This window comes from Streptomyces sp. NPDC003034 (genome assembly GCF_053591375.1).
In genome coordinates this window covers 39,492-64,865 of the sequence record NZ_JBSFTS010000031.1, presented here as the reverse complement: position 1 = coordinate 64,865, position 25,374 = coordinate 39,492, and the positions used below count along the sequence as shown (strand labels likewise).

The following is a 25,374-nucleotide window of genomic DNA, read 5'->3' as shown; positions in this document are numbered from 1 at the left end:
GGTCTCCGTGGAGGAGGACAGTTCGATCTTCGCCTTCTCGGCGGCCTCGCGCAGACGCTGGAGCGCCATCTTGTCCTTGGACAGGTCGACGCCGTGGCCGTTCTGGAACTGCTTCACGAGGTAGTCGACGACGCGCTGGTCCCAGTCGTCGCCACCGAGGTGGTTGTCACCGTTGGTGGCCTTGACCTCGACGACGCCCTCACCGATCTCCAGGAGCGACACGTCGAAGGTGCCGCCGCCGAGGTCGAAGACGAGAATGGTCTGGTCGTCCTTGTCGAGACCGTAGGCCAGGGCGGCGGCGGTCGGCTCGTTGACGATGCGCAGGACGTTGAGGCCCGCGATCTCACCGGCCTCCTTCGTCGCCTGGCGCTCGGAGTCGTTGAAGTACGCCGGGACGGTGATGACCGCGTCCGTGACCTTCTCACCCAGGTAGGCCTCGGCGTCGCGCTTCAGCTTCTGCAGGATGAAGGCGCTCATCTGCTGCGGGTTGAAGTCCTTGCCGTCCAGGTTGATCTTCCAGTCGGTGCCCATGTGGCGCTTCACCGAGCGGATGGTCCGGTCCACGTTCGTGACCGCCTGGCGCTTCGCGACCTCGCCGACGAGCACCTCGCCGTTCTTGGCGAACGCGACGACGGACGGCGTGGTCCTGGCGCCCTCGGCGTTGGTGATGACGGTGGGCTCGCCGCCTTCCAGAACGCTGACGACGGAGTTAGTGGTGCCCAGGTCGATGCCGACCGCACGTGCCATTTCGATTCCTCCAGCTGACTTGAGTGGAACAGGCTCAAGGATGCCGCAAGGCTGCGCCCACGTCAACAGAGCTGAGCCTGGTTGGCTCAACCTTTAGGCTCCCCTTACGCGCAACCCGCCTTGCCACCTCGGCAAATCCCGGGCCGCAGCCCCTGAGGGGCGGGGACGGGTGGTTCGGGCCCGCCACACCCGGACGGGGGACCGCCGCCGCGCGTCTCACGGCTCCTGCCCGACGGCTGCGGCACCGTGCGGAGCATGCCCCTGCCGCTCACCCTCGCCGCCCTCGCGCTCCCCCGGCCGGCCGGACCCCCGGCCAAGCGGGTGCTCGACCTCGCCGCCTCGCTGCTCCTGCTCGCGGCCTGCGCCGCACCGCTCCTGCTGATCGCCGGCCTGCTGTACGGCGCCCAGGCGACGCGGGGCGCGCGGCCCGCGCGGGTCCTGGTACGGGAGCCGGCGGCCGGCCTGGCCGGGCGGCCGTTCCGGACGTGGCGGTTCCACACCGACGGCGCGGGCCTGCTCGGCGCGGCCGTGGAGCGGTGCGCCCTCGACGCGCTGCCGCAGCTGCTCAATGTGGTGCGGGGCGAGATGTCACTGGTCGGACCGCGTCCGCAGGCGCGTACGGACCGCCCCGAGCGACTGCTCGTACGGCCCGGAATGACCGGATTGTGGCAGGTGAGCGCCCGCTCGGACCTACCCTGGGAGGAGATGACCCTGCTCGACCGCCATTATGTGGAGAACCACTGGCTCGGGATGGACCTCGCGATCCTGGCGCGGACCCCCCGGGCGGCTTACCGGCAAAGGCATGCCTGAGCGACACAGATCACCGAGCGCTCGGCTACATTGCGGCGTCGGGAGTGGGTAACCTCAAGCCTTGACTGCATAAGTTACCGCTTAGTAAGTGCCGCCCGAGGAGCCTTCCCATGCAACTCGCCGCGATCATCGTGTCGCTGGTCCTGACCGTGGTCGGCGTCGCGCTGCTCGCCCGAGCCGTGGCGCAGATCTACCGGTTCGTGAAGCTCGGCCAGCCCGTACCGGCCGGCAGCCGTACGGACGACCCGAAGGCCCGAACGCTCACCCTGACCCGGGAGTTCCTCGGGCACAGCCGCATGAACCGCTGGGGCATCGTCGGCTTCGCCCACTGGTTCGTCGCGATCGGCTTCCTGACGCTGCCGCCGACCCTCGTGCAGGCGTACGGTCAGCTCTTCCAGGCCGACTGGATGCTGCCGATCATCGGGGACTTCCTGCCCTTCGAGTTCTACACCGAGTTCATCGGCCTGATGACCATCGTCGGCATCGTCGTCCTGATGGTGATCCGGCTGCTCAGCCTTCCCTCGCGGGCGGGCCGCAAGTCCCGCTTCACGGGATCGAAGGCCTGGCAGGCGTACTTCGTCGAATACGTCATCCTCACCATCGGCCTCGCCATCCTCGCGCTGCGCGGCCTTGAGGGCGCGATCCACCACGTGGACGGCTACGAGGCGGCGTACTTCGCCTCGTACCCCCTGGTCCTGGCCTTCAAGGGGATGTCGCTCGGCGCCCTCCAGAACGCCATCTACTTCACGGCGATGATCAAGATCGGCGTCTCGCTGATCTGGATGATCACCGTCTCGCTCAACACCAACATGGGTGTCGCCTGGCACCGCTTCCTCGGCTTCCCGAACATCTGGTTCAAGCGGAACGCGGACGGTTCGTCGGCGCTGGGCGCCCTCCAGCCGATGACGAGCGGCGGCAAGCAGATCGACTTCGAGGACCCGGGTGAGGACGACGTCTTCGGCGTCTCGCAGGTCGAGCAGTTCTCCTGGAAGGGCATCCTCGACTTCTCCACGTGCACGGAGTGCGGTCGCTGCCAGTCGCAGTGCCCGGCCTGGAACACCGGCAAGCCGCTGTCCCCGAAGCTCCTGATCATGTCGCTGCGCGACCACGCGCACGCCAAGGCCCCGTACCTGCTGGCCGGTGGCGGCAAGGACATGGAGGGCAACGAGAAGGCGACGGCGGAGCAGCTGAAGGACGTCCCGGCGTCCGCCATCGCGGAGGCCGAGCGTCCGCTGATCGGCACGGTCGAGGAGAACGGCGTCATCGACCCGGACGTGCTGTGGTCCTGCACGACCTGCGGTGCGTGCGTGGAGCAGTGCCCGGTCGACATCGAGCACATCGACCACATCGTCGACATGCGGCGCTACCAGGTGATGATCGAGAGCGCGTTCCCGTCTGAGGCGGGCACGATGCTCAAGAACCTGGAGAAGAAGGGCAACCCCTGGGGCCTGGCCAAGAAGCAGCGCGTCGAGTGGACGAAGGAGGTCGACTTCGAGGTCCCGATCATCGGGAAGGACGCGGAGGACCTCTCCGAGTTCGACTACCTCTACTGGGTCGGCTGCGCCGGCGCGCTGGAGGACCGGGCCAAGAAGACCACGAAGGCCTTCGCGGAGCTGCTGAACATCGCGGGCGTCAAGTTCGCGATCATGGGCGGCGACGAGAAGTGCACCGGCGACTCGCCGCGCCGCCTGGGCAACGAGCCACTGTTCCAGCAGCTGGGCCAGGAGAACGTGGCCATGCTGAACATGGCCTTCGGGGAAGACGACGACGATCCGGCGACGAAGAAGCCGAAGTCGGCGAAGCGGATCGTCTCGACCTGCCCGCACTGCTTCAACACCATCGCGAACGAGTACCCGCAGCTCGGCGGCGAGTACGAGGTCATCCACCACACCCAGCTGCTCCAGCACCTGATCGACGAGGGCCGGCTGGTCCCGGTGACGCCGGTGGACGGCCTGGTCACCTACCACGACCCGTGCTACCTGGGCCGGCACAACAAGGTCTACACGCCGCCGCGCGAGATCATGTCGTCCGTGCCGGGGCTGCGGCAGCAGGAGATGCACCGCCACAAGGAGCGGGGCTTCTGCTGCGGCGCCGGTGGCGCGCGGATGTGGATGGAGGAGCGGATCGGCAAGCGCATCAACAACGAGCGGGTTGACGAGGCGCTGTCCCTGAACCCGGACATCGTCTCGACGGCGTGCCCGTTCTGCCTGGTGATGCTGACCGACTCGGTGAACGGCAAGAAGAACGAGGGGCAGGCGAAGGAGTCCGTCCAGGTCGTGGACGTGGCGCAGTTGCTGCTCGACTCGGTGAAGACGCCGGAGCCGGTGGTGGAGCCGGAGCCCGAGGCGGAAGCTGCGCTGGAGGCGGAAGCTGCTGCGAAGCCGGAGGCCGCGGTGGTGGCGGAAGCTGCCGCGAAGCCGGAGGCTCCGGTCAAGGCGGAGGCTCCGGTCAAGGCGGAGGCTCCGGTCAAGGCGGAGGCTCCGGTCAAGGCGGAGGCTCCGGTCAAGGCCGAGGCTGCTGCTCCGGCGGCAGCGAAGCCGGACGCTGCGGTCAAGGCCGAGGCAGCGGCGGCCCCTGCGGCGAAGCCGGCGCCCGAGGCGGAGGCCGCGGCCGGCGCCGAAGCGGCGGCGGAGCCCGCGGCCGGCGCCGAGCTCGACCCGGAGGCGAAGCCCGAGGGCGCCAAGTAGCGGTCCGGCCGGCGCCGCCCGCGCAGGCACGCTGAGCAGTACGGCAACGGCCGGTCCCCCGTGTGGGGACCGGCCGTTGCGCATGCCGTCGACTCAGGCCGCACCGCGCCCCGCGCCCCTGCGGGTTTCCCCTAAGGGATGTCACAGGTCAGCCGCAAAGCCCGCGCGTTCCGGCCGCCCGGTCACCCCGGGCCGCCGGACCAGGTACGTTCGATCACGTGGCTGGATTCAGGATCGGACGCGGCCGGGACAACAACCGCACCCCGCAACAACCCCCGCGGCAGCAGCCGTACGGTCAGCAGCAACCGCCGCCGCCGTACGGCCAGCAGCCCTACCCTCCCGCCGGGCCTCCCCCGCAACAGCAGTGGCCGCAGCAGGCCGCCGGGGGCCAGGGCGAGCCCGAGTACTTCGACCCGTACGGGCAGCAGCCGCAGGCGCAGCCCCCGTACGGCCCGGGACCGGCGTACGCGAACGACAACCCGGGGCACACCCAGGCCTTCGTGTTCGGCGAGGACCCGTACGGCCAGGGCGGCACCTACCGGGCGGGGGCTTCCACGGCCGCCCCGGCCGGGCCGCGGCTGCATTGGAAGGAACTGCTCCGCGGCATCGTGACCCGCCCCGGGCAGACCTTCCTCCAGATGCGCGACTACTCCGTCTGGGGCCCCGCCCTGACCGTGACCTTCCTCTACGGTCTGCTGGCGGTCTTCGGCCTCGACGACGCCCGCCAGGACGTGATCAACGCGACGCTCTCGAAGGCCGTGCCGATCGTCCTGTCCACGGGCGTGGCGTTCGTCATCTGCGGGCTGATCCTGGGTGCGGTCACGCACACGCTGGCCCGGCAGATGGGCGGCGACGGGTCGTGGCAGCCCACCGTGGGCCTCTCCATGCTGGCCATGTCGATCACGGACGCGCCGCGCCTGCTGTTCGCCGTGTTCCTCGGCGGGGACAACATGGTCGTACAGGTGCTGGGCTGGCTGACCTGGCTGGCAGCGGGCGCGCTCTTCACCTCGATGGTCAGCAAGTCGCACGATCTGCCGTGGCCGAAGGCGCTGGGCGCGTCCGCGATCCAGCTGATCGCACTGCTGTCGATCATCAAGCTGGGCACGCTGTAGCGCGAACGGGGAAGGGCCCGCCGTGCGGATGACCGCGCGGCGGGCCCTTCTCCGTCTCACCGGAGGTTCAGGCGTCGAGGACCTGGCCCTCCCGCTTGACGACGGGCGGCTCGACCGACCAGGGGAAGTTGATCCACTCGTCGGTCTTCTTCCACACGTACTCGCACTTCACGAGCGAGTGGGACTTCTCGTAGACCACCGCGGAGCGGACCTCGGCGACATGGCCCAGGCAGAAGTCGTGGACGAGCTTCAGCGTCTTGCCGGTGTCGGCGACGTCGTCGGCGATGAGGACCTTCTTCGCCGAGAAGTCGATCGCGTCGGGCACGGGCGCGAGCATGACCGGCATCTCCAGCGTGGTGCCGACGCCGGTGTAGAACTCCACGTTCACGAGGTGGATGTTCTTGCAGTCCAGCGCGTACGCCAGGCCGCCGGCGACGAACACGCCGCCGCGGGCGATGCTGAGGATGATGTCGGGCTCGTAGCCGTCGTCGGCGATCGTCTGCGCCAGCTCGCGCACGGCGCGGCCGAAGCCGTCGTAGGTCAGGTTCTCGCGTACTTCACTCATGCCTCGTGCCTCACCTGAGTGCGGTGGAAGTTCATGAAGGACCGCGAGGCCGTCGGGCCGCGCTGGCCCTGGTACCGCGATCCGTACCGCTCGCTCCCGTACGGGAACTCCGCGGGCGAGCTGAGCCGGAACAGGCACAGCTGCCCGATCTTCATACCGGGCCAGAGCTTGATCGGCAGGGTGGCGAGATTCGACAGCTCAAGGGTCACGTGGCCCGAGAAGCCGGGGTCGATGAAGCCGGCGGTCGAATGCGTCACCAGGCCCAGGCGGCCCAGGCTGGACTTGCCCTCCAGGCGGGAGGCGATGTCGTCGGGCAGCGAGACGACCTCGTACGTCGAGGCGAGGACGAACTCGCCCGGATGCAGGATGAAGGCCTCGTCGCCGTCGGGTTCGACCATCCGCGTCAGGTCCGACTGCTCGACCGCGGGGTCGATGTGGGCGTAGCGGTGATTCTCGAACACCCGGAAGAACCGGTCGAGACGTACATCGATGCTGGAGGGCTGCACCATCGATTCCTCGAACGGGTCGATGCGAACCCGTCCGCTGTCGATCTCGGCCCGGATGTCTTTGTCAGAGAGAAGCACGTCCCGAGGATACGCAGTGCGCGCGGGCCACCCCCAATCGAGAGCGGCGCCCCGCGCGCCTGGCCCTATCGCTGCGGTCTACCGCTTGGCGGCGCCGACGGGCACGGCGTGACGCAGCCGCGCGCACCGCGGACACCGCAGGAGCCGCCCGGGCCCGATCCGGCCGGCACCGAGATGCTGCAGCGGGAACGAGGCGGTGCTGAAAACGTGCCCTTCGGCACAACGGACGACGGTGTGCTCCATCGAGTCCCTTTCCCCAACGAGCTGTACTGCGACGAATCGCCACATTAGGGGATGATCAGGACCCACTCCAGCCGCCGCTCCGCACCCACACGGTACGCCCCAACTCCCGCCCCCACACGCCCTGGTGCACACCACACACAACGGTGACCCGGCGGCGAATACACCGGGGGTCGATCATGGGGTAGAGTGAGTGACGATACGGATCCAGGCAACTGGACTCCTATGCGGATGTAGTTTAATGGTAGAACATGAGCTTCCCAAGCTCAGAGCGCGGGTTCGATTCCCGTCATCCGCTCCACAGCAAAGCCCCAGGTCAGCGACCTGGGGCTTTTGTGTTGCCTAGACCTCTCTATCCCTCACGTGCCAGATCCGTGCCAGAAGCCTTGGCCCGCAAGGCCTGCACCCGCGCATCGATCCCGGCGGCCACCTCGCGCTGACGCTCAAGGTTGGAGTGCTGGTAGATCATGGCGGCCTTCTCCGAGGACTGGCCGGCCCGCACCATCGTGTCCTTGAGCGTGGCGCCGGACTGGGTCGAGAGGGTGTGCCCGGTGTGACGAAGGTCGTACAGCGTGAACCCCTCGGGCAGTCCCACCCTCTTCCGGGCTTTCTTCCACTTCCGTCCAAAGGTCGTCCGCCGAAAGGGGGCGCCCCGCTCCCCCACGAACAGCAGCCCGTCCGGCTTTTGCTCCGCGTACAGATACATGTGCAGCTTTAGATCACCCTTCATGAAGTCGGGCAGGACGATGAACCGCTTACCCGCCTCGGACTTGGTCTCGCCGGCCGCACGCTTGCCGGTGTTCAGCTCGGGTTCGGCAGACCGCACCCAGACGCCACAGTTGGCAAGGTCGACATCGTGCCGCCGCAAGGCTGCCTGTTCCTCGGGTCGGGCGGGACCGTAAGCGGCGATGTAGACGAGCAGCCGCCAGCGCGGGCCCAGCTCACGGGCAAGCGCATCGACCTGGTCCACGGTCGCGGTTGGTCGCTCAGCAGGCGACTCCTTGCCCGCGCCCTTGATCCGGCAGGGGTTCCGGCGGATCAACTCATCATCGGCAGCGGTCTCCATGATCGCCTTGAGCAGCCGGTACGCCTTGGCCACGGTCGTGGCCCCGGTCTCTTTGAGCCTCTCAGCCCGCCACGTCCTCACCCGGGGCGGGGTGATCTCATCGAGGTCGTACTCCTCGAAGGCCGGCAGCAGATGCAGCCGCAGAAGCCGCCGGTACAGCTCGTCGGTCGTGGCGGCGAGGCCGCGCTCATCGATCCACTGGAGTGCGTACTCCCCGAAGTTGACCGCTCCGGCGTCCGGGTCGCGCCAGTCGCCCTTGTTGATCTCGGTCTGCTTCTCGGCGAGCCAGTCATCAGCATCTCGTGAGGTCGCAAAGGTCTCGGGCGCCGGCCGCATCACCCCATCGGGTCCGGGATACCGGGCCTGGAACCGGCCAGACGGCAGCTTCCGAATGGCGCCGAACGTACGCTTCTTACCCTTGCGGTTACCCATCAGGCAGCCCTCCGGAAGCGGGAACGCTGCGGTCGACGCGGTTCGACGGTGTGGGCGGCGATGTACTCCTGCACCGCGCTCTCCGGGATCCGCACGTGGGTACCGACCTTGACGTACCGGATGCGCCGCTCGGCCACCAGGCGCCGCGGGAACCGGACGGTGGTACCGAGGAGTTCGGCGACCTGGACGACGGAGAGGTATCGATCACTCATCTCGTTCCCCCATGAGCTCTTCGCGGGCGATCTCGCGGTTCAGTTGGATGTCGCGGCGGATGTTGGCGGCGAGCCAGGATTCGCCGGGGGTGGAGCCGTGGCCGGCGTAGGCCCAGTGGGCGACGACGAGGAGGGTGGCCTCGGCGTGGTCGTCGGGGTCGGGCAGGCCGAGGGAGGCGCGATGCTGGGCGGCGCGGTAGTCGGCACGGACTTGGCGTAAGGCGCCGAGGGTGGTCGAGTAGCGGCGGGATTTCGTGGAGAAGTGCCCGCGGAACCCGAGCATGTGCGCCCAGGCCCGCAGGCGCCGGTCCGGATACGCCCGGTCGAGGTCCATGCAGGTTTCGATGAGCCGCCGGGGGTGGTCGGGCACTCCGAGAAGGACGAGTGCTTCCTTGTTGCCGACCGGATGGTCCACGGTGCCGGTGGTCTCGGCGGCTTTGGTCGCGTACTTGGCGACGTAGGAGGCGACTGCCTGCTCCGTCAGGTCCTCGCCGTTGCCGAAGGCGCCGATGGGCTGCACGTCGATCTGCTCACCCCACTGGAGCACCCAGTCGTTCTCGAATCCGTGCTCAGGGCTGGCGGGCACGACGACACGGACGCGGGCAGCTGCGGCCCGGATGGCGTTGGTGAGTAGGTCGAGGGTGGCCCACGCTGGCGGCGAGCTGTCGGGCCCCTCTGGTCCGTCGAAGCGGATCACGGCGTGGAAGTGCACGGCTCCGCGCTTCTGGTACTCAGCGACCTTGCCGAAGGAGACGCGGGACTGCTCGCGGGCGGCTTTCTGCGTGAGGCCGGCGCGGGCGGCGATCTCGCGGCGGAGGTAGATCGTGAAGTAGCGCCACAGTTCGGAGGCGTGGTTGTTCCACAGCACGGCGCCCGCGTAGTCGTACGTGGCCGCGTCGAGCGGGGTGCCTAGCTCCTCGGCGTCTTCGGGGTGCCGGACGCCGCAGCGGCAGGGGCGGATGCCGGGGCGGTTATGGACCGGTCCGAAGGACGGGGCGGTGAGGGTGGCGAAGACGCGAGGGTGATCGCGGATCGTCTCGGGGGTGCCCTTGGCCGGGTCGCCGACGAGACCGGCGCGGATCAGGTGGTAGGTGTCACCGGCGTACGTCCAGGCGCAGGCGGGGCAGCGGGAGGCCCGGCGGTTGCCGCAGGCGACGCGGAGGACCCCACCCGGCTCGGCGTCGGTCGTGTACGCGTGAAGCACGGTCCGGGTGGCTGGGTCGAGGAGCTTTGTGCCGCCGCTGAGCCGGATGGGAGCGGCGCATCCTCCGGTGCGGCGAATCTGTTCGTGTAGGCGGTCGAAGCCGGGAGCCCCGGCCACCCGAAGCAGATCGCTCAAGGTGGCCGGGTCCAGGCCCGCCGCAGTGGCGGTGTCGCTCACCCGATCACTTCCCGTGTGAGGAGCCGTGGTTGGCGTTCCAACCGGCGACCAGGGCCCCAACTTGGGCGTCTCCCTTGGCGGAGGCGGAGGCGCCGCAGTGGCAGACGGCGGAGGCAGTGGCAGGCTCGGACGGGGAAGGCTTGCTCACGCGCAGACCGGGCGCGTCATTCGAGGGCGCGAGGTTCGGCACGACGCTCACCTACCGATCCGGACGAGAACGGCGGGGACGATGCGGCCGAGGCCCTGGCAGGTCGGGCAGTCGACTCGGACGGTGTCTCGGGCCCCGTCCGGGGTCCGGGCTCCAGTGGTGATCGTGGCGGTGGCGAAGCCGTCGCAGTCGCGGCAGACGGGCTTGGCCTGGGCGTGCTGGGGCATGATGAGGCTTCCCTTTCGGGTCGGTTGGATCTGAAGGGGTTCAGGCGCCCGGGGCGGCGGAAGTTTGGCGACCGAGGCCGCTCCGGGGGCCGCTCAGCGTGTGTTGCGCCTGCCGTGGCCCTTTGCGGCGTACATCGAGGAATCCGCAGCGGACAGAGCGTCGCTGAGCACAGGGATCGGCAGGTGGTCGCGGTGGCAGTGGCCGACCGAGGCCGAGACCGGCAGGGTGCAGCCGTTGTGCGTGAGGGGCTGGCCCAGGGCGGCCCGGAGGGCGCGAAGGCCCGGGGTGCGGCCGGGGTTGGTGATGATGGCGGCGAACTCGTCTCCACCGAGACGGGCAGCGATGCCGTGGCGTCCGCACCAGTCGCTCAGCCGTTGGGCGGTGGCGGTGAGGACCGCGTCTCCGGCAGCGTGGCCGTGGGTGTCGTTGATGGCCTTGAAGTCGTCCAGGTCGACCAGGAGCACGAGCGCGGTGGGGTGCTTGGCGATGAGGCGTTCGGCGCGGGCGGTCCATCCGGCCCGGGTGTGCAGACCGGTCAGGGGGTCGCGGCGGGCGGTGGCCAGGCGGCGTAAGAGCATCCCGCCGTGCAGGGCCCAGCCCAGGGCCGGTAAGCCCGCAGCGATGACGTGCGTGTCCATCTGAGTCACCGGCCCTTCTGGAGGTCCTTGACGAGCAGGCGCAGGACCACTGCGATCACGGCGACGGAGACGCCGGTGATGGCGACGGCCAGGAGCATCGAGACGAGGACGGCGCCGACGACGAGGACGACGGCACCACCGCCGGCGGCGAGGACGACCACGCTGCCGGGGGTGAGCTGGACCGTGGTGCGGGCCAGAGCGGTAGGTGCCGCAGCCGAGTCGTGGCGGTCCCGGGTCATCGGCGAGGAGTCACGATCGGGCTCGACACGGGAGAACGGAACGGGCTGTGCCAGCGGGGTGACGATGCCGGTCGGGAGCGGGTTGACCGGGATGCGCGGTCGGAGCATGGCGGGGTCTCCCTACTTGGTGATCGGGTCGATGAGCGGGGCGAGAGAGCTGTTGGCGAGGAGGTAGCCGCCGATGAGGATCACTGCGACGAGCCACAATGGCGGGCGGATGAGCTTGTAGCCGAGGACGCCGACGACGATCAGGGCGAGCCAGAGCGGTACGTCCATGACGTGGGTCTCCTTTGTGGTCAGCGCGGGTTGCAGCGGTGGGTTCGGGCGGCGAGTTCGGCAGCGGCGCGGGTGAGGTAGTCGGCGGAGAAGTCGCAGCCGGGGGCGGTGCACACGGCGGTGTGCCGGGTGCGGCCTCGGCCGTCGTGATGGGTGCCGACTCGCACCGGGCCGATGCGGATGACGTTGTGGAAGCGGTTCGGGCGCATGGGTCTGTCTCCCTTGCTGTCACGTGAGTTGGACGGCGATGGCGTCCGCCAGCGCGGGCGGGACGCCGAGGCGGCTCCGGAGAGTCGCGGAATCGATCGGGGCCCCCGTCTGTGCGTGGTGGGCGTTTGCGATCTTCTGGGCGTGGTCGAGCAGGGCGGGCGGGACCGGCACAGCGGGCGGGAGCGGAGCGGGTTCCGGCGGTACGGACTGAGGAGCGGGCTCGGCCGGCGGCAGCTCGGGAGCCGGTTCCGGTGCGCGCTCCACGGTCACGTCCTGGACGGGCTCGGCCTGGACGGGCTCGGCCTGGAGCTGCTCCGCGGGTTCCGGTACCGGGGCCGGGGCGGGCGCGTGGGCCAGCAGGGTGCCGCCGAGGAAGGCGAGTGCGGGCCAGCCGGCGACGAGGATGCGTAGCCAGGGCGGGACGTTGTTCAGGTCGAGCAGTCCGGCGGTGGCGATGTTGGCGCCGAGCGATGCGACGAGGGCGATGGCGAACCAGAGCCATGCGTCGCGGTTCTCCGCGTCGGTGCGCATCCGGCGCCATGCGGCGACCAGCAGCAGGTCGACGCTGACCGGGTAGGCCCACGCTTTCCATCCGTCCTGTCCTGCCGCCGCTGCCAGGTCGTGGAGGTGGGCGAAGGACAGGGCACCGGCGATGACGGCCTGGATGAGCACGGCGTCGAGGCGGAGGGTGCGGGACACGGGTCACCTCCTTTCTAGGAGGCCGGAGCCGGGTGTTCTCCGACGCCAGCGGGTTCAGGGGAACGGGTTAGGCGGTGCCGGTGCCGAGGCAGTCCGGGCACAGTCCGGTCTGCGTGGCGGCGATCTCGCGGCGTTTGCGGCCGACCCGTACGGTCGTGGTGGTCTCCCCGGATCCGGCGCAGGTGCCGCAGTTCTCGGCGGCCGGGGCGAGCTTGGGCGAGCGGGCCCGCTGGGTCGGGGGCTGCTTTGCGGTGGTCACGGCTGTTCCTCCGGTTTCGGGCATGGGTCGGGTAGGGACCTGGCGCGAGACGGTCGCGCCGACCGAGGGAGGGAAGTTGCTAGTCCGTTGCCGGGATGGGCTTCGCCAGCGGAAGGGACCCGGGGGCCGGAATCACGGTGGGGATCATCGGCCGGTACGGGGCGAGACCGGGAAGGACCGGGGTCAGGTGCGCGAACTGGGCGCAGATCTCGGCGGCCTCTTCGGCGCTCAGCTCGCGGGTGCGGATACGGGACCAGCCACCGGAGGAATCGCCGGCCACGGCGACACCGGGCTTGTCGGGCGGGATCGTCGTCACGGCCACGACCGCGTCCGGGGCGATGTCGCCCAAGCCCATGTCGGCGGTCTGCTTGTCGTTGACGCGGTGGACCACGCGGCCGGTGAGTTGAGCGCGGAGCGTGGTGGCGCCCTTGCCGAGTTCGGAGCCGAAACGCTGGCCGCAGATCTCCAGGTAGATGCCGGCGGCGCGGGCCATCTGCCCGAGGCGGATCAACTGCATGACCATCCGGTCCCGGCGTTCCTCGTCCCTTTTGACGGCCACGAGGAACAACTCCGCGACCTCGTCCACGAGCAACACGATCGGCACCGGCCGGACCTCGTCGGGCAGGGCCCACAGATCGGCGGCCCCGTAGTCGCTTAGCAGGTCGAAGCGGCTTTCCATCTCATCCACGAGTGCATCCAGCAGGCCGGATGCCTCCTCCGGCGTGACGGCGAGAGCCGACAGTCGCGGCGCGTACCGGCGTTGCTCGACTCCCCGCTTGCAGTCGATCCCGACCAGGGCGACCCGCAGTCGGGCGAGCCCGGCGATCAGGTTGCGCAGGTACATCGACTTGCCTGACTGGTTGGCGCCGAGCGTCAGCGCGTGCGGGACCTTGAGGTAGTCCCGTACGAACGCGGTACCGTCCTCCCGAAGCGCGACCGGGACCACCATGTGTCCGGACGGGCGCCGGCGCGGCATCTTCACCCGGCGAAGTACGTCGTAGCCGGTCATCCGCAGCTCTACGAACCCCGGCTTGGTCTCAACCACGTGGACGGAGTGGACGCCCCAGGCGTGGCGCAGCCGCTCGGAGGCCGCGATCACGTCGGAGGGCTCCAGTCCGGCCGGCAGACGCAGTGTGACCTGCATCCCGGTCGAGGAACCCCGCACTCGCCGGACCTTGGGTGGGACGGGCTGTACATCGCTGCGGCGGGCGACGTTGCGAACCAGGAATGCCCGCAGGCGGGACGGCTGCACGGTCAGCCCACACACGTCCATCGTGGAGCGGTACGTGACCGCGAACCGAACCTGCGCCACCGGCAGCCCCACCAGCGACCAGAAGACGCGCGGTGCGCGAGCCTTCGCATACCCGAGGCCACCGCCCGCACCAGCCAGGGGGAGGCCGACCTCCCATAAGGTCGTCAGGTCGGTCATCGTCAGGCCCCGACCGTGAGGGCGACGGCACGGAATGAGATGCCGTGGCGGCTCTGGCCATTGAACGTGTTCTCCCAGTCCCGGGCCTTGAGACCGATCACCGAGACCGGCATGCCCGGCATGAGCCCCTCGGGAAGGCCGGTTTCCGGCACGGTCACCTGGTAGAGGTTGCCCTCCCCCTCGTCTGAGATCAGCAGTCCCACCGTGGACAGCGCGGCACCGGTCTCGCGGTCCATGGCGCGCTCGCCGGTCTGCTTGCTGACGAGCTTCGGGGCGGGGGCCGTGGCCACGAACACCACGGCGGTCGACGTGTCCACCTTGAACGACGGCATGGTTTCTCCTTCAAGAGATGCCAGCAGGGAGCTAGATGACCAACTTGGCTATCCCGGTTGGTCACATCTCAAAGGTACGAGAGGTGGCTAGCCATGTCAACAACCTGACTGGCATGACTGTCCTGACCTAGGCCGCTCGCCTACCATCGACCCATGACCTTCGTCCCCGAGCCCCTAGACCCAGACGACGACCGAGCGCCTTATGAGCAGGTGGCCAGCAGTCTCAGCGCTGCTATCCGAACGAGGCGCCTGGCTCCTGGTGAGAAGCTCCCCTCTCACAAAGAACTGACGGAGCTGTACGGATTCGCGCGGGCGACGATCCAGCGCGCACTGCGGGACCTCGAAGACGAGGGGCTCGTCATCTCCCGCAAGGGCAGTGGCGTGTACGTCCGGAACCGGACCGAGAGGCCAGCGGGTCTCAGGCCGTATGTCGAGCAGGCCTTCGCCAAGGATCACGTGACCATCGATTTCGCCGGATTCTCCAGCGAGACCCTGCACGGCGCGCTTCAGGAACCGCTCGACAAAATCCGGGTCGGCCGGCTCACGCCGTCAAGCATCACCGTGCGGATACTCGTCCCAGACATGTCCGTACCGCAGGCCGCGCCCGTGCGCATTGAGGACGGGGCGGACGACAAGCGGCTCCGCGACCGCATGCACGACATCATGGTCAGCTACACCCGCAGCATCAGGGACGCCATCACCGAGCTGGAGCACCTTGGCCTTGTCGCCGAGACCCGGATCAACGTCCGCGTTCACAGCGGCACGCAGTTCTTCAAGCTCTACGTGATCAACGACGAGGACGCGTTCTTCGGGTACTACCCGATCCGTCCCAACAAGGTCGTCGCCCAGGGCGAGACGATCGAGATCTATGACCTGGTGGGCAAGGACGCCACGCTCTTCCACCACTCGATCAACGACGGCGAGTCTTCCAGCGGAGCACAGCAGGTCCAGCAGGCCCGAATGTGGTTCGACAGCGTGTGGGAGACCATCGGAAGGGACTTTGACCTTGACGCACGATGACCAGCTCGCGGGGGTTCTTGCGAACGCGCGCGTCGTCTTCTTCGACTTCGACGGTCCCATGTGCGACGTATTCGCCGGGTTGCCTGCACCCAAGGTCGCCGAGCAACTCACGGCCCTGCTCTCGTCTCAGGATGAAGCCGCGGGCGCCAAGGCCGCTGAGACCGACGATCCGATCGAGGTCTTGCGCATCGCCCACGAAACGGACGCCATCATCGGGCAGGAAATAGAGCGCGCGCTGACGGAAGCCGAGGTCGAGGCCGTTGCAGTGGCCGGCCCGCCGACTCCGGGAGCGGTAGAAGCCCTTCAGGCGGCGCGGTCTTCCGGACGGATCGTGGTGGTGGTGAGCAACAACTCTGCCGACTGCGTCGGGCGCTTCGTGGAGGCGCACGGCCTGGGTGAGTACGTCACAGGAATCGTCGGCCGACCCTCCGGGCAGCCCCACCTGATGAAGCCGAACCCGTACCCGCTCATCACGGCGGCCGAGCAAGCGCACATGGACGTCACGCACTGCACGCTGATCGGGGACTCGCTCACGGACATTCAGGCCGCTCAAGCAGCCGGTACGACGGTCATCGGCTACGCCAACAAGCCCCACAAGGCGGCCCTGTTCGCTGAAGCGGGAGCCGACACCGTTACGGATGACATGCAGGCCATCGCCGAGGCGCTCATCACGGCGTAGCCGGAGGAGCAGCGTGGACCTGTTACAGGTTTCTCTACCTCATCAAGCACCCGGCTGCGCTCCGCTCCGCCGGGCGGGCTTCCCGGCTCCGCTCCGCGCGACGCTCCTGCCTTCGGCCCGCTCCGCGCGCGCTGCGCCGACGCCCGCCCCTGCAAGGCGGGATAGGCCCAAGGGCATGAGGCAGTCCCCTACGGGCCCGCGGTGCCATCACTCACCGACATGCCTCCGGCGGGGGCCTCAGGCTCCGGGATGGCGGGGGCGCCATTGGCGGGTGCCGGCCCGTGGGGGTTGAGGCGGGAACTCCCATCCCATCCGCCATCGGCCCAGGACAAGCCGAGCAGACACGGCACCGGGCGTCCAGGTCGTTCGTCCAGTTGGGCGCTCCACCTGGACGCCCGGCACCGCGTCCGCTCCACGTGCGTGTGGGCCGACGGCAGACGGGATGGGAGCGCGGGTGAGTAGCGGGTTGCGCTCGCTGAGCGCCAGAAGGCACAAGATTCCTGCGCCCCGATGAACGTGGATGCCATAATCCACATGTGATGCCGCTAACAGCTGCCAGCCAGTCAGGTTCCCTGCCCGCGGCAGCGGTAGTTGCCGCCTGTGCCCTTGTTTTTACTGTCAGCTCCTTCTGGTGGCTTAACGCCAGGCAGGGAAAACTTCGCTCTTACCCGCCCCACACCTTTGCAGCTGCTGCCACTCTACAAAAGACCCTCATCAGGATCCCGCTCATCCTGTTCAATACAGGCCCCAAGCCGATCGTGATCTTGGATATGCGCCTTGAAGTTTCGGGAGCATCCGCGGCCGCCACCCTTTCGTGGCACAGTACGCGGGATCGCCTTAGACCAGAGAGTGAAGATGGGCTTCGGTTGCCCTCAGTATTCTCAGTAGACGGCAGGACCGCCGAGCAAGTATTTGTGGAATTTTCATCCCCCTTCCCGGGGTTTATTCCGGAGCCCCGCGAATATAGGGCTGAGCTTAAATGTAAATTTGGCCATCGTAGAAAATGGGTCACCGTACTTACATTCCCTCTCCATCTTGAGAACATTGCATCTCCGGGGAGCTATATCGCCTATAGCAATGAGCCCGACACGATCGAGGAAAGTAAACGCATCCCAGCGAAAGAAGAGCTGGCCAGACTGTCCTCAGAGGCAGAGTCTCGCCGACGCTAATCATAAGATATCCCCACAAGTCAGAGGGTGAGAAAATGCCGATTCCTGCACTGCCTCGATTTCTCTACCTGGATGAAAAGTCTCTAAATGAGTACCTCTCGGTCGTAGAGGAAGGCATTTCCGATGAATCTCGGCATCGAACCCAGGATGGCGCAGGGGTGCCCGCCGAGGGTCTGGGGTTCGCGGCGGGAGAGGCCGGTTCTAGTGAGCGGGAACGCGTGATCAGAGAGACTGCAAGTCAGCGCTTCATTCGACTTGTCTCGGCACTCGCTTCTGACGCCGGTCGATGGAACTACCGTGACATTGACAGCTTGCAAGCGGAATTTGAGCAGGTGGGAATTATGGACTTCCTTCACGGTCAATTCGAAGTCGAGGTCCCCCCTATGGTCCAGCTCATGAGTCAGCCGGAGCAACTGAGCGACATGCTGGATCTGCTGGAAGCCTTCCGTCCAATGGCTTCACTAATGGGTCAAGATGTGCACGGGATGCCCGGGCAAGAAGAGACCGCGGCGATGCGAGGATTCGCCAAGGCCATGAAGTCGGACATCGTTATCGTCGGAGATCAAGAAGAGGGCGGGCCGAAAGTCACGGGAAAGTTGACGAAGGAATACGTCAAAGATTCCATCGAGGGTGAAGTTTTCATTCTGGGGAAAGTTGCCAAGAAATGGAAAGAGGGGGAAAGTCATCCCCTGATGGCTCTTCCTGGCGCATCGCTGATGAGCCGTGAGCAGCGTAGGCAGGCCGCGCGAAAGCCTCAAAAGAGCGATGCGGAAACGGTGACGGGGCCAGCACTCACTCTGGACATTCTCGCAATCTACCGGTGAGACGTTGCCTGCTCGCATCGCTTGGCGACAAAGGGACGCCGGCAGACAGGGTGGGTCCAGTCAGTCTCAACGCTCCCAGTTGTTTCGGAGTGTACGGATCGGCATACAGCAGCGCAGTACAGCAACCCCGCGGCCGCACCCGCCTGCAACCGCCTTGCAGGAGGCGCGTCATGGCCGGTATGACCGTCGCTGAGCGGTCTGGCTAGAGCTACGGACCAGAAGGTCACCAACAGCAGGACCCTTGACCAGCGTTTCGGTCAAGGGTCCTGCCGCTGCTGTGACGGACGCACGCCCGGAGAGTGCCTACTCCTCCGCGTCGCCCCCGTCGCCTCCCCTACGGTGGGAGGGCATGACCGCGACGACCGCGGCGGCGACTCCCAAGGCCGTGCCGGCGGCCGGCGCGATCAAGGCGAGTCCGAACGCGACGGTCCCGGCCGCGGCGAGCGCCACCATCTTGCGGGTGGGGCGGCGGCGCCGCTCGCCTTCCGACTGGGTTCGTCGTACTTTCATGGGGACGCCTCCTGGAGTGATGGACGAGGTGTTTCAAGGCGGCCCCCGCTGCAACGGGTGGCCGCCTGCTCCATATGCAGGGGCCGTGGCCGCGTTCTCGATCTAGGCCGTCAAGTGCCCCGCGAGGCCTTAGACGGCAGCCAACAGACTGCTTCGTGCTTGCGGCTGGCCCCCGAACCGCCCTCCCCCCACACCTCCCGGCGAGCCATGTCCGATTTGGATGCGATTTTTACGGGTAGGATTCGCGCATCTGATTCCTGTACCGCGTGAGCAGAGTACACTACGACAAGGCTTAGTAGGGAAGCCATAGACGAAGGCAATAGATGAGGAGAGCTACACATGAAGGAGGTAAACGTCGCGGACCCAGCAAGCTCGATGGCATGGGAGCTCAAACCCGGCGACACGATCGAGCGCAAGCGACTGCACGCCGAGTACGGCGGACGCACGCAGGGGGGCATCGGCCCATCAGCGAAGACGCCGAACGTCATGGTCTTCACGGACCCGATCGCCGGCGAGAAGCACGGCTACTACGACGGCTGGATGCCGGACGGGCTGTTCCACTACAGCGGCGAGGGGCAGTACGGCGACCAGCGGATGCTGTCCGGCAACGCCAGCATCCTGAACCACCGAGCAGAAGGCCGCGCGCTGCGTGTCTTCCAAGGGGCCCGCGGGTTTGTCACCTACCTCGGCGAGTTCGAGGTCGACGGCTGGTATGAGGCCGATGCTCCGGAGACCGGCGACGGGCCCCTCCGCAAAGTGATCGTCTTCAAGCTGCGACCCGTGGACACCACCGCACAGGAGTCGGAAACGAAGCTCGGTCGGGTGCTACGCAGCCAGCCAGAGCCGGTCCTGCACGTAGATATTGAGCAGCAGGACACCGAGACGGCCTTCGTCAACCCGAGCCGCGAACCCTACGAAGCAGAGCGGCGGGAAGCGAAGCTCGTCCTCCAGTTCAGCGACTACCTCAGGTCGAAGGGGCAGCGGGTTCATCGGCACCGGATCCTGCCTGACGGAGAGACCCGCCCCTTGCTGACCGACCTCTACGCGCCGGAACTCGGCTTGCTCGTTGAGGCGAAGGGGAGCGTCACACGCGAGAACGTGCGCATGGCCATCGGACAGCTGGCTGACTACAGCCGCTTCGTACGGCCGGCCACGTGCGCGATCCTCCTACCCTCCGAGCCACGCAAGGACCTGATCGACCTCGCGACAAGCCAAGAGTGCGTGGTGCTCTGGCCCGCCGGTAAGTCGTTCGAAGGCAGCAGCCCAGACGTGCTGCCTAAGTAGAGCGCCTCCGGCTGCCTCGTCCGCGGAATGCTGCATCACTCAGTGATGAAGCATTATTAATGTTGGCGTCCCTCAGGAACCGGCCCAACGCGGCGGCCGGAGGTGCTCAACGTGCCAGACGCATGCCAGATGGGGCGGTAAGCCGCGGGCAACACCGGGCACGCGATAGCGCGAAGACGCTGTCGCCGAGGGCCGTTTGCACTGGTCACAGGGCTTACCGGGTCTTCGGGATCGGTGATTCCCAAGCTCAGAGCGCGGGTTCGATTCCCGTCATCCGCTCCATAACTGAGCCCCAGGTCACTGACTTGGGGCTTGTTTGTTGTCTGGATCTCTCAGCCCTTCACGCGATGGTGGCGATAACGAGAGGACGGTCGCTTCGTAGCGGACGGCACGGCCGTCAGACTCGGGTCGGCATCACCGACGGACACCTGCCGGATCAGCCACTTCTCCGTCTGCCCGGGACGCGGCGCCTGAGCCGGGCCCGAACCCCCTGACGATCAGCCACCCGGCCAGCCCCAGCTCCCAGGCGAACACCGGGAGCGCGGCAGCCGCCCCCGTCACGGAGAGCTGCGCGTAGGCCCCGAACATCACGGCGACGGCCGAGGCGCAGATCAGTGGTCCGCCGACCAGCCCGAGCACGGCGATGAAGCGCGGTACGAGCCGTGCGCGGTACCCCAGGTACGCGAGCAGGACGGTGTTCAGGCCGAGGGCGATGTTGGGCCCGAGGAGGAACGCCCAGTCGTGCAGGGCCACCAGCGCGGCATCGGCGCCGTCCGCCGCCCCCGCGTCCCGCCGCAGGGTGACGAGCGCCAGGACCGCGACGATCCCGAGGGCGATGACGGCCGCCTCCAGCAGCCGCCCGAAGGCGTACCCGAGCGCGAGCCCCTCACCGTGGCGCCGCAGGACGGGGAACAGCGCAGCCCCGGTACCGGCCACCGCCACCACCAGCACCACCTCGCAGAGCACCCCGAGCAGCGCCCGCGTGTCGGCGCCCTGCGCGAGCCGGCCGTCCGCGGCCCCCAGGAGGGGGCGGTACAGGATCGCCCCGGCTATCGCGGCGGCCTCGGTCAGCAGGAACAGCGACCCCGCGGCCACCGCGGTTCTCCGGTCAGGACTCATCTTCTCTGTACCCCTCACTCGGTGGTGGTGTACGCCGTACACCTCGCAAGGATCGTAGGTGTACGGCGTACACTCGTCAAGGAGAGGGCTGTCGATGAGGGAAGGGGCCGAACCGGAATGACCCGGCAGGAAGCCACGCGCACGCAACGGATCCCCCTGAACAGGGACCGCGTCCTGCGCGCCGCCGTCGCGCTCGCCGACACCACGGGCATCGACGCGCTCAGCATGCGCAGGCTCGCGCAGGAGCTGGACGTCGTACCGATGGCCCTCTACAAGCACGTGGCCAACAAGGAGGAGCTGCTCGACGGCATGGCCGACGCCGTCGTCAGCGAGATCGATCCGCCGGCCGCGGGCCGCGACTGGCAGCGTGTGGTCCGCGGGAGGATCCTTTCGGCCCGGCGGGTCCTGCTGCGCCACCCCTGGGCGGTCCGGGTCATCGAGTCGCGGACCGGCCCCACCCCGGCCGTGCTTGCGTACCTGGACTCGATAGCCGGGAGCTTCCGGGACGGCGGCCTCTCCGCCGACCTCACGCACCACGTCATGCACGCGATGGGCAGCCGCCTCCTGGGCTTCAGCCAGGAACTGTTCGACACCTCGGGCCCCTCCGGCCCGCCGGACCCCGGACTGGCGGCTCGCTACCCGAACATCGCGGAACTGGCCGCGACGGCCGCACACGACGGAGGCTCCACGGTCGGTGGCGGCTGCGACGACCAGTTCGAGTTCGAATTCGCCCTGGACCTCCTCCTGGACGGCTTCGAACACCTCCGCCGCCAGGGCTGGACGTCCGCGCGGAAGGCGTAGCGGGTGCGGGGCGGGTGCCCGGTGGCGTGGCCTTCACGATCCCCGCCGTCCACCCGGACGAATGGCTGTGAACAGCATTTTCACCACACGCCCTTAAAGAGCCTTTTGTCCCAGCAGGGTTGTTTGGTATCTCGGCCTGACTTCGGATTGGGTGATCACCCGTGTGAGGATCGTGCTGTATGCGCCTCGCGCGTGACGGCGCAAGGTCGAGTGGGGGTCCTGGAGTGTTCTCGGGGAGAACAGCGCGGCTGGTGGTCAGCAACGATGGCGAGGAGCTGCTGGAGCTGACCGTGGAGCCCTGGGCGGACATCCACCGGCTTCTGCCGAAGGGGACTTGCATTGTTGTCACCCACTCGTCCGCAGGAGACGGCACTTGGGGTGGGACGTCGTATGGTGACGAGCCGTTCGAGGTCGGACATCGGCCCGATTCGGTCACTGTGTGGGCCAACGGCGACTGTTTCCACCTCAGAGACAGGGAGGGCAACCCGATCTACGAGAACGCCTACGGGGGCGGGTGCCCTGCCCAGAACCCGGCCACCTGAAGGAGTTTTGACCTGGTGGATTTGCGGTTCACGGTGCTTCGCGAGTCGAACGCGGTGCTGCGTTGTCATGTGCTCGGGCGTCGCGCCAGTTCGGAGTCGACTCTCGTGCAAGCCTGCGGCTCATGAGGTCGATCATCGCGAGGCGGATCAGCGCTTCGGAGCGGTGTGGGTGGGTTTCGTAGTCGCGGGTGAGGCGGCGGTGGTTCATGAGCCAGCCGAAGGCCCGCTCGACGACACATCGCCGGGGGATGACCTCGAAGCCTTTCTGGCTCGGGTCGCGGCGGGTGACCTCGACGTCGATGCCGAAGCTGGCGCCGTGGTCGATGGCGAAGACGAGCCCGCGGCATCCCGGCGGGTATCTACACCACCCGCGCGATGCCCGCCGGTCTTGGCACGAAGCTGATGCCGAAGGTGCAACAAGCTGACACCGATCTTCGTGGGAAGCGGCATCCGCCGCTGACAAGGTTGTTCTCACCGGCAAACAGCCGGACGAACACCACCGCTCTTCGATCCCACGGAGATACCCATGAGCGTCAAGAAGATCGCCGCAGCACTGGTGCCGACCACGGCTCTCCTGGTCCTGCTGGTACCGGCCGAGGCTTCGGCGGCCACCCCCCGCCCGGCCGCACCGGAAAAGATCTGTTCGATGCCGCTTCCCCTGCCCCTGCCCGACCTCGGGGCGCAGACCGCGCACCGGCCGGCATTGCAGCTGATCGCGAAGCTGGCCTGCGTCAACGGCTGGCAGTGAGAGCGCGATGAGCGAACGGCAACCGCACGAGGTGGCATTGGTCAGGGCCGACCCGGGAGCCGCGCCGGAGGAGACCGCCGTCATCCGGCTCGTCGGCCTGCTGCCAGCGGACTGGACGAGCACGCAGCAGGTGAGAGCGGGCCGGATCAGGATGCTGGTTCGTACGACGGGCGCCCCGGGGGAAAACGCGGCAGATGCGGTCCGGACGTGGCTGGTGGGGGCGCTCGCAGACAACTCGCTGCGTGGCTGGTGCGCGGAGGGACCGTAGTCCGCCGGGAAGACCGCGACTAGATCCAGCCCCGCTCCCTCGCGAGCAACGCGGCATGAGGACGGCTGCTGGCATCCAGGATGCGCAGCACATCGGCGACGTGACGGCGGTAGGTACGGACAGAGATGTCAAGGTTCCGGGCCCCCGTCTCGTCCTTGCCCACCCGGCACATCTCCTCCAGTACCCGTCTTTCGATCTCCGAGAGCACATCCACCGACTCGGATCCGGCATCGATCAGCAAGGACAGATCGACGGATTCGTCCCAGATCTTCTCGAAGAGCGCCAGGATGTTGGACACCAGACCGGCCTGCTGGGTGACCAGCGCGCCGCGTGAGGTGTCCGCCGGGTCGACGGGAACCAGAGCGGTCTGCCGGTCGTAGACGAGAATCCGCTCCGAGAGATCCTCGGCGACCCTGATCGACGCACCCTGGGAGATGAGTTCACGCAGATAGGCGATGGTCGCCGGGTGGTCCAGGACCTCCTTGCGGACGACGTTGCAAATACGGAGGCCGCGGCGCAGACAGCGGGAGTCGAGCGGTCGGGAATGGATGATGTTGTCGGCCGTCAGCGCCGTATAGGGCTCCACCGAGAGGATCTCCTCGCGGGCGAAGAAGGCCAGGTCGTCGATGCGGTTGCGGATCTGGGCCAACACCTCCAGCCGCTCCACTCCGTGAGACATAGGGGACTTGCCGCCCTGCTCGGCCTTCAGGTCCGCTATCAGGTGGCGGGACTGGGTGACCTGCTGCAGCTGTTCATGCAGGTCCCGCAGCCGGAGATCGGTGAGCCGGCCCACGGCGACCTCCGGGTCGGTGGCGCCGAACGCCCACTGATCAGCGTGCAGCAGGCCGAGTTGGGACAGCCTGGCCTGGGCGGCCTCGACCTCTTCCCGGGGGGCGTGCAGGAGGACGTGGATGTCCTCACCCAGCGTTCCCGGGTTGCGCAGGAAGTGGCGGTAGACCCGCTCCTCCGTGACGGTGAGTCCGAGTATGAGCAGGCTGGTGCCGTTCAAGTTGCCCCCGCAGGCCTTCCGATGCATAACCGCACGCCATGAGTCAGACGGCGTGCAGTCTTACGTACTGGAACGAAGGGTAATGCCCAGGTAAAGAACCAGGTCCGGCGTAACCGCTGAAAGTGATATGAATCATGAACCTTCAACGGGGGAAGTTGTTTTGAAGACATTGGCTGAAAATGACCTGATGGATTTCTCCGCGCTCACCGGCCGCGAGGTGGAGGTGCTCCTGCTGCTGGCGTCAGGGGAGCAGAACCGCCGCCTTGCCCGGCACCTCGGCATCGCGGAACGCACGATACGGGCGCACACCGCCAGCATCGTGCGCAAGCTTCACCTCAAGTCGAGGTTCGAGGCCGCGATCGTCTCCCACCTCTACGCGGACGACATCAAGGGCCTCGACATGGCACCCCGCAGTGCCGCCTGACATCCATGAGAGCCCCACCGGCCTTGCCGGTGGGGCTCGTGGGGCTCTCTTGTATGCGGACCGTGCGGACACGCCTGGCTGTAGCCGGCGATCCGTCGGAGCCTCTTGATGTCCACGAGGACCAGTTCGCCAGGGCGGGCACTTAGGGGGTCGCGATGCCCACAGCGTCGACGATCACCATCCACATGGGCTGGCCGCCTGTACCGAAGGCCGAGGCCAGGGCGTATCCGATGGAAGCGTCCACCGGCCGGATGTCGGCGCCCTCCTTCCATTCGGCGAGGACCATCTCGTCGCCGTCGCAGGAGAAATTACCGATGTGCACGCCGTCGCGGGTAAGCCGGCTGCTGGGGACGGAGTCCGGAACCAGTCGGTAGTCCGCTCCCTGGTACTCCACGTCCACACGGTACGAGCGCCTGCTCAGGCCGCCCTTCGCCGGCTTCAACCCAACTTCCACGCCGTCGATCCTCATGGTGAGGTGGGCCGGGTCACGGGTGCCTATGGCGGTTTGCGGATCCACCTCCGACTCGGGGTCGCGCTCCAGGGTCACGCGGGGAATCCCCTCGCCTTCGACCTCAAGACTGTTCTGGCCGTCCTGCCGGACGGTGATCTCGCCGAAGCGCGTGTCCTCGATGGTGTTTCGGTCTGAGTCGTTCATGAGTCAAGTCCTTCAGTGCGGTCAGGAC

Annotated in this window: 31 protein-coding genes, 1 tRNA gene and 1 pseudogene; 13 read left to right on the top strand and 20 right to left on the bottom strand. The window is 67.6% G+C overall.

The window, feature by feature from the left end; genetic code table 11:
* Nucleotides 1-747 (bottom strand): Hsp70 family protein (locus tag ACWDX7_RS25085; protein WP_451751701.1); only part of this gene is annotated, 747 nt, incomplete at its 3' end.
* Nucleotides 748-1,002: 255 nt separating this feature from the next.
* On the opposite strand from ACWDX7_RS25085, the gene ACWDX7_RS25080 reads away from it, so the two are divergent.
* From ACWDX7_RS25080 to ACWDX7_RS25070, 3 genes are all read left to right on the top strand, one after another.
* Nucleotides 1,003-1,557: a sugar transferase gene (locus ACWDX7_RS25080; protein ID WP_451492554.1), complete on the top strand. Its 555-nt coding sequence runs from the start codon at nt 1,003-1,005 to the stop codon at nt 1,555-1,557.
* 110 nt (nt 1,558-1,667) lie between these two features.
* Nucleotides 1,668-4,244, top strand: coding sequence for a (Fe-S)-binding protein (locus ACWDX7_RS25075; RefSeq protein ID WP_451492553.1), 2,577 nt, complete (start codon nt 1,668-1,670; stop codon nt 4,242-4,244).
* A 218-nt stretch (nt 4,245-4,462) separates the two neighbouring features.
* Nucleotides 4,463-5,356: a Yip1 family protein gene (locus tag ACWDX7_RS25070; protein ID WP_451492552.1), complete on the top strand. Its 894-nt coding sequence runs from the start codon at nt 4,463-4,465 to the stop codon at nt 5,354-5,356.
* Nucleotides 5,357-5,423: 67 nt separating this feature from the next.
* Here the strand turns inward: ACWDX7_RS25070 and ACWDX7_RS25065 are convergent, their stop codons facing one another.
* Together ACWDX7_RS25065 and dcd are read right to left on the bottom strand one after the other, a co-directional pair.
* Nucleotides 5,424-5,921 carry a phosphoribosyltransferase gene (locus ACWDX7_RS25065; protein WP_355416887.1) on the bottom strand — a complete coding sequence of 166 codons (498 nt, stop codon included), beginning with the start codon at nt 5,919-5,921 and terminating at the stop codon, nt 5,424-5,426.
* Nucleotides 5,918-6,505 (bottom strand): dCTP deaminase, encoded by a 588-nt coding sequence (dcd, locus tag ACWDX7_RS25060; protein WP_451492551.1) that lies wholly within the window; start codon nt 6,503-6,505, stop codon nt 5,918-5,920. The genes ACWDX7_RS25065 and dcd overlap by 4 nt, the downstream gene beginning before the upstream one ends.
* 467 nt (nt 6,506-6,972) lie before the next feature.
* On the opposite strand from dcd, the gene ACWDX7_RS25055 reads away from it, so the two are divergent.
* A tRNA-Gly gene (locus ACWDX7_RS25055) sits at nt 6,973-7,046 on the top strand.
* 51 nt (nt 7,047-7,097) lie between these two features.
* Here the strand turns inward: ACWDX7_RS25055 and ACWDX7_RS25050 are convergent.
* The 12 genes from ACWDX7_RS25050 to ACWDX7_RS24995 form a co-directional block, all read right to left on the bottom strand.
* The gene (locus tag ACWDX7_RS25050; protein ID WP_451492550.1) at nt 7,098-8,243 is read right to left on the bottom strand and encodes a tyrosine-type recombinase/integrase; all 1,146 of its coding nucleotides are present in this window, start codon (nt 8,241-8,243) and stop codon (nt 7,098-7,100) included.
* Nucleotides 8,243-8,455, bottom strand: a complete 213-nt coding sequence (locus ACWDX7_RS25045) for an excisionase family DNA-binding protein (protein ID WP_332757535.1) — start codon at nt 8,453-8,455, stop codon at nt 8,243-8,245. The genes ACWDX7_RS25050 and ACWDX7_RS25045 overlap by 1 nt, the downstream gene beginning before the upstream one ends.
* A complete protein-coding gene (repSA, locus tag ACWDX7_RS25040) occupies nt 8,448-9,836 on the bottom strand; it encodes a replication initiator protein RepSA (protein ID WP_451492549.1) in 1,389 nt (462 codons plus the stop codon). Before repSA ends, ACWDX7_RS25045 begins: the two co-directional genes overlap by 8 nt.
* Before the next feature lie 195 nt (nt 9,837-10,031).
* A complete protein-coding gene (locus ACWDX7_RS25035; RefSeq protein ID WP_451492548.1) occupies nt 10,032-10,211 on the bottom strand; it encodes a hypothetical protein in 180 nt (59 codons plus the stop codon).
* Between the two features lie 93 nt (nt 10,212-10,304).
* Nucleotides 10,305-10,850 carry a GGDEF domain-containing protein gene (locus ACWDX7_RS25030; protein WP_451492560.1) on the bottom strand — a complete coding sequence of 182 codons (546 nt, stop codon included), beginning with the start codon at nt 10,848-10,850 and terminating at the stop codon, nt 10,305-10,307.
* Nucleotides 10,851-10,855: 5 nt separating this feature from the next.
* Nucleotides 10,856-11,197: a SpdD-like protein gene (locus ACWDX7_RS25025; RefSeq protein ID WP_451492547.1), complete on the bottom strand. Its 342-nt coding sequence runs from the start codon at nt 11,195-11,197 to the stop codon at nt 10,856-10,858.
* A gap of 12 nt (nt 11,198-11,209) precedes the next feature.
* Nucleotides 11,210-11,365 (bottom strand): hypothetical protein, encoded by a 156-nt coding sequence (locus ACWDX7_RS25020; RefSeq protein WP_451492546.1) that lies wholly within the window; start codon nt 11,363-11,365, stop codon nt 11,210-11,212.
* Between the two features lie 20 nt (nt 11,366-11,385).
* Nucleotides 11,386-11,574 (bottom strand): mobile element transfer protein, encoded by a 189-nt coding sequence (locus ACWDX7_RS25015; protein ID WP_189812239.1) that lies wholly within the window; start codon nt 11,572-11,574, stop codon nt 11,386-11,388.
* A 19-nt stretch (nt 11,575-11,593) separates the two neighbouring features.
* Nucleotides 11,594-12,274: a DUF2637 domain-containing protein gene (locus ACWDX7_RS25010; protein ID WP_451492545.1), complete on the bottom strand. Its 681-nt coding sequence runs from the start codon at nt 12,272-12,274 to the stop codon at nt 11,594-11,596.
* A 67-nt stretch (nt 12,275-12,341) separates the two neighbouring features.
* Nucleotides 12,342-12,533, bottom strand: a complete 192-nt coding sequence (locus ACWDX7_RS25005; RefSeq protein ID WP_451492544.1) for a hypothetical protein — start codon at nt 12,531-12,533, stop codon at nt 12,342-12,344.
* Nucleotides 12,534-12,612: 79 nt separating this feature from the next.
* The gene (locus ACWDX7_RS25000) at nt 12,613-13,962 is read right to left on the bottom strand and encodes an FtsK/SpoIIIE domain-containing protein (protein WP_451492543.1); all 1,350 of its coding nucleotides are present in this window, start codon (nt 13,960-13,962) and stop codon (nt 12,613-12,615) included.
* Nucleotides 13,963-13,964: 2 nt separating this feature from the next.
* Nucleotides 13,965-14,294 carry an SCO3933 family regulatory protein gene (locus tag ACWDX7_RS24995; protein WP_451492542.1) on the bottom strand — a complete coding sequence of 110 codons (330 nt, stop codon included), beginning with the start codon at nt 14,292-14,294 and terminating at the stop codon, nt 13,965-13,967.
* Between the two features lie 153 nt (nt 14,295-14,447).
* Here ACWDX7_RS24995 and ACWDX7_RS24990 point away from each other — a divergent pair, with 153 nt between their 5' ends.
* The 3 genes from ACWDX7_RS24990 to ACWDX7_RS24980 all read left to right on the top strand — a co-directional run bounded on the left by ACWDX7_RS24990 (nt 14,448) and on the right by ACWDX7_RS24980 (nt 17,986).
* Nucleotides 14,448-15,314, top strand: coding sequence for a GntR family transcriptional regulator (locus ACWDX7_RS24990; RefSeq protein WP_451492541.1), 867 nt, complete (start codon nt 14,448-14,450; stop codon nt 15,312-15,314).
* Nucleotides 15,301-15,993: an HAD family hydrolase gene (locus ACWDX7_RS24985; protein WP_451492540.1), complete on the top strand. Its 693-nt coding sequence runs from the start codon at nt 15,301-15,303 to the stop codon at nt 15,991-15,993. Before ACWDX7_RS24990 ends, ACWDX7_RS24985 begins: the two co-directional genes overlap by 14 nt.
* 1,204 nt (nt 15,994-17,197) lie before the next feature.
* On the top strand, nt 17,198-17,986 hold the full coding sequence (locus ACWDX7_RS24980) for a DUF6414 family protein (RefSeq protein ID WP_451492539.1): 789 nt from the start codon (nt 17,198-17,200) through the stop codon (nt 17,984-17,986).
* Between the two features lie 303 nt (nt 17,987-18,289).
* Here ACWDX7_RS24980 and ACWDX7_RS24975 read toward each other — a convergent pair whose 3' ends face one another.
* On the bottom strand, nt 18,290-18,496 hold the full coding sequence (locus tag ACWDX7_RS24975; protein ID WP_451492538.1) for a hypothetical protein: 207 nt from the start codon (nt 18,494-18,496) through the stop codon (nt 18,290-18,292).
* 339 nt (nt 18,497-18,835) lie between these two features.
* Here ACWDX7_RS24975 and ACWDX7_RS24970 point away from each other — a divergent pair, with 339 nt between their 5' ends.
* A complete protein-coding gene (locus tag ACWDX7_RS24970; protein WP_451492537.1) occupies nt 18,836-19,780 on the top strand; it encodes a restriction endonuclease in 945 nt (314 codons plus the stop codon).
* 414 nt (nt 19,781-20,194) lie between these two features.
* Here the strand turns inward: ACWDX7_RS24970 and ACWDX7_RS24965 are convergent, their stop codons facing one another.
* Nucleotides 20,195-20,899: a DUF4386 domain-containing protein gene (locus ACWDX7_RS24965; RefSeq protein WP_451492536.1), complete on the bottom strand. Its 705-nt coding sequence runs from the start codon at nt 20,897-20,899 to the stop codon at nt 20,195-20,197.
* 117 nt (nt 20,900-21,016) lie between these two features.
* Here ACWDX7_RS24965 and ACWDX7_RS24960 point away from each other — a divergent pair, with 117 nt between their 5' ends.
* Complete coding sequence (locus ACWDX7_RS24960) at nt 21,017-21,700, top strand: TetR/AcrR family transcriptional regulator C-terminal domain-containing protein (protein WP_451492535.1); 684 nt, start codon at nt 21,017-21,019, stop codon at nt 21,698-21,700.
* 251 nt (nt 21,701-21,951) lie between these two features.
* The gene (locus tag ACWDX7_RS24955; protein WP_451751686.1) at nt 21,952-22,242 is read left to right on the top strand and encodes a hypothetical protein; all 291 of its coding nucleotides are present in this window, start codon (nt 21,952-21,954) and stop codon (nt 22,240-22,242) included.
* 28 nt (nt 22,243-22,270) lie between these two features.
* Here ACWDX7_RS24955 and ACWDX7_RS24950 read toward each other — a convergent pair.
* Nucleotides 22,271-22,567 (bottom strand): annotated as a pseudogene (locus ACWDX7_RS24950) (transposase); the annotation flags it as partial.
* A 201-nt stretch (nt 22,568-22,768) separates the two neighbouring features.
* Here ACWDX7_RS24950 and ACWDX7_RS24945 point away from each other — a divergent pair.
* Nucleotides 22,769-22,990, top strand: coding sequence for a hypothetical protein (locus ACWDX7_RS24945; RefSeq protein WP_451492534.1), 222 nt, complete (start codon nt 22,769-22,771; stop codon nt 22,988-22,990).
* 7 nt (nt 22,991-22,997) lie between these two features.
* Nucleotides 22,998-23,258: a hypothetical protein gene (locus ACWDX7_RS24940; RefSeq protein ID WP_451492533.1), complete on the top strand. Its 261-nt coding sequence runs from the start codon at nt 22,998-23,000 to the stop codon at nt 23,256-23,258.
* Nucleotides 23,259-23,277: 19 nt separating this feature from the next.
* Here the strand turns inward: ACWDX7_RS24940 and ACWDX7_RS24935 are convergent, their stop codons facing one another.
* The gene (locus tag ACWDX7_RS24935) at nt 23,278-24,267 is read right to left on the bottom strand and encodes a helix-turn-helix transcriptional regulator (RefSeq protein ID WP_451492532.1); all 990 of its coding nucleotides are present in this window, start codon (nt 24,265-24,267) and stop codon (nt 23,278-23,280) included.
* A 187-nt stretch (nt 24,268-24,454) separates the two neighbouring features.
* Here ACWDX7_RS24935 and ACWDX7_RS24930 point away from each other — a divergent pair, with 187 nt between their 5' ends.
* The gene (locus ACWDX7_RS24930; RefSeq protein ID WP_326588957.1) at nt 24,455-24,691 is read left to right on the top strand and encodes a helix-turn-helix domain-containing protein; all 237 of its coding nucleotides are present in this window, start codon (nt 24,455-24,457) and stop codon (nt 24,689-24,691) included.
* Nucleotides 24,692-24,833: 142 nt separating this feature from the next.
* Here the strand turns inward: ACWDX7_RS24930 and ACWDX7_RS24925 are convergent, their stop codons facing one another.
* Nucleotides 24,834-25,346 carry a hypothetical protein gene (locus ACWDX7_RS24925; RefSeq protein WP_451492531.1) on the bottom strand — a complete coding sequence of 171 codons (513 nt, stop codon included), beginning with the start codon at nt 25,344-25,346 and terminating at the stop codon, nt 24,834-24,836.
* Nucleotides 25,347-25,374 lie beyond the last annotated feature (28 nt).

Bases quoted from the DNA above. Each gene is read 5' to 3' on its own strand.
- ACWDX7_RS24995 (WP_451492542.1), bottom strand. From the start codon at position 14,294: ATGCCGTCGTTCAAGGTGGACACGTCGACCGCCGTGGTGTTCGTGGCC.
- ACWDX7_RS25025 (WP_451492547.1), bottom strand. From the start codon at position 11,197: ATGCTCCGACCGCGCATCCCGGTCAACCCGCTCCCGACCGGCATCGTC.
- ACWDX7_RS25030 (WP_451492560.1), bottom strand. From the start codon at position 10,850: ATGGACACGCACGTCATCGCTGCGGGCTTACCGGCCCTGGGCTGGGCC.
- ACWDX7_RS24925 (WP_451492531.1), bottom strand. From the start codon at position 25,346: ATGAACGACTCAGACCGAAACACCATCGAGGACACGCGCTTCGGCGAG.
- ACWDX7_RS25065 (WP_355416887.1), bottom strand. From the start codon at position 5,921: ATGAGTGAAGTACGCGAGAACCTGACCTACGACGGCTTCGGCCGCGCC.
- ACWDX7_RS24940 (WP_451492533.1), top strand. From the start codon at position 22,998: ATGAGCGAACGGCAACCGCACGAGGTGGCATTGGTCAGGGCCGACCCG.
- ACWDX7_RS24980 (WP_451492539.1), top strand. From the start codon at position 17,198: ATGCCGATTCCTGCACTGCCTCGATTTCTCTACCTGGATGAAAAGTCT.
- ACWDX7_RS25000 (WP_451492543.1), bottom strand. From the start codon at position 13,962: ATGACCGACCTGACGACCTTATGGGAGGTCGGCCTCCCCCTGGCTGGT.
- ACWDX7_RS24930 (WP_326588957.1), top strand. From the start codon at position 24,455: ATGGATTTCTCCGCGCTCACCGGCCGCGAGGTGGAGGTGCTCCTGCTG.
- ACWDX7_RS25020 (WP_451492546.1), bottom strand. From the start codon at position 11,365: ATGGACGTACCGCTCTGGCTCGCCCTGATCGTCGTCGGCGTCCTCGGC.
- ACWDX7_RS25075 (WP_451492553.1), top strand. From the start codon at position 1,668: ATGCAACTCGCCGCGATCATCGTGTCGCTGGTCCTGACCGTGGTCGGC.
- ACWDX7_RS24970 (WP_451492537.1), top strand. From the start codon at position 18,836: ATGAAGGAGGTAAACGTCGCGGACCCAGCAAGCTCGATGGCATGGGAG.
- ACWDX7_RS24960 (WP_451492535.1), top strand. From the start codon at position 21,017: ATGACCCGGCAGGAAGCCACGCGCACGCAACGGATCCCCCTGAACAGG.
- ACWDX7_RS25035 (WP_451492548.1), bottom strand. From the start codon at position 10,211: ATGCCCCAGCACGCCCAGGCCAAGCCCGTCTGCCGCGACTGCGACGGC.
- ACWDX7_RS25015 (WP_189812239.1), bottom strand. From the start codon at position 11,574: ATGCGCCCGAACCGCTTCCACAACGTCATCCGCATCGGCCCGGTGCGA.
- ACWDX7_RS25045 (WP_332757535.1), bottom strand. From the start codon at position 8,455: ATGAGTGATCGATACCTCTCCGTCGTCCAGGTCGCCGAACTCCTCGGT.
- ACWDX7_RS25080 (WP_451492554.1), top strand. From the start codon at position 1,003: ATGCCCCTGCCGCTCACCCTCGCCGCCCTCGCGCTCCCCCGGCCGGCC.
- ACWDX7_RS24975 (WP_451492538.1), bottom strand. From the start codon at position 18,496: ATGAAAGTACGACGAACCCAGTCGGAAGGCGAGCGGCGCCGCCGCCCC.
- ACWDX7_RS24990 (WP_451492541.1), top strand. From the start codon at position 14,448: ATGACCTTCGTCCCCGAGCCCCTAGACCCAGACGACGACCGAGCGCCT.
- ACWDX7_RS25050 (WP_451492550.1), bottom strand. From the start codon at position 8,243: ATGGGTAACCGCAAGGGTAAGAAGCGTACGTTCGGCGCCATTCGGAAG.
- ACWDX7_RS24965 (WP_451492536.1), bottom strand. From the start codon at position 20,899: ATGAGTCCTGACCGGAGAACCGCGGTGGCCGCGGGGTCGCTGTTCCTG.
- ACWDX7_RS24945 (WP_451492534.1), top strand. From the start codon at position 22,769: ATGAGCGTCAAGAAGATCGCCGCAGCACTGGTGCCGACCACGGCTCTC.